The organism is Plesiomonas sp. (genome assembly GCF_051650925.1).
In the GTDB taxonomy this organism is placed as follows: Bacteria; Pseudomonadota; Gammaproteobacteria; order Enterobacterales; family CAMTGL01; genus Plesiomonas.
Genome location: NZ_JBOFRH010000605.1, coordinates 1 through 1,209, shown reverse-complemented (window position 1 = coordinate 1,209; position 1,209 = coordinate 1). Strand labels below are relative to the sequence as shown.

Here is a 1,209-nt window from a genome sequence, read left to right as displayed (position 1 = left end):
CAATGAAGGGATACTGCTGTGTGGCCCCGTATTGTCAGTAATAGTGGAATCAACCCTGCGCTATTTATAACTACGTTGTCAAATAAAACAGCGTGTTATTTGGCAAATGCAGGTTTATGAGTCACAGCATACCACTGCCATTGCAGAAGCAAAAAATGATCTGCCGTTTTCTGCGATAGATTTTACCCACATGACAGGCCGTAAAAGCGGTGACCCGCGCGGCACATGCCATTTTAGTGATGAGACAATGAGTTGCAAACGCTGAATTGTTGTGCTCTATCTGTAATTTTTAGATCAAGAATGATGGGGTATTTTGGTGCTGAAAGGTTTTTGCGTGATTCATATCACTTTTTCTTGTAATTAAATTCCGAAGTGGTATTATTTTGAGCGTTGAGAAAAGCAACACAACAACATGCAACGCAACTTTAGAAAGCTTAAGGATTAAGCCCGTGTCTCACGCCTCCAAGGAACTGAGAACAAGTTAAAGGCGCCGCATTGGTCTTTAGTAACACTTGTTAATGAGGTGATTTATGCAAGGTATTTATTGCGATTTGTTCTGGAACCGTCGTGGTGTCTATACCGGACAACAGTTTGTTTATCCACGCGAGTTCGGCTACCGAATTTTCTGATTACCGGTTTCACTGCCCGGTAATGATGGCAACATTGAACGATTTTGTTCATCCCTATTGGTCTATCAGTGAATTATGATGGCCCACACCTGATTCCTAGGTATTTTTACCACCTTCCAGCGAAGGTGGTTTTTTTTGCCTGCAATTTACCAGTGCTGTAAAAAGCAGCAGTTGGCCGCACAATCCTTCAAAAGATTGCATATATCGCAGATTCTCTGCCTGAATCACTGGTTTTTGTCTGGTGTTGTCTCTATAATCGCGCCCCAACAGTTTTTAGCTCTTTTTTAGGTAAATTGGCAAACGTTTGCCACTGCATGCATACCAAGACCGATTTCACTAGGCTGTCGGGTTATCTGGCATTCTACTGAAATCGTTTTTATTCTTGATAACGTGTTACGTCCAACAAAATTGAAACGCAATGCCGCTGAGTACGGGTTGCGATCGGGGTTATCGCCATGACAGAAAAATATATCGTCAGCTGGGACATGCTGCAGATCCACGCCCGTAAATTGGCTCACCGTTTGCTGCCAGCCGAGCAGTGGAAAGGCATTATCGCGGTTAGCCGCGGTGGTCTGGTACC

The 1,209-nt window shown here is 43.8% G+C and carries 1 pseudogene; it reads left to right on the top strand.

The features are described 5' to 3' along the window. Positions 1–1,084: 1,084 nt before the first annotated feature. Positions 1,085–1,209 (top strand): annotated as a pseudogene (locus ACRC27_RS14415) (xanthine phosphoribosyltransferase); the annotation flags it as partial.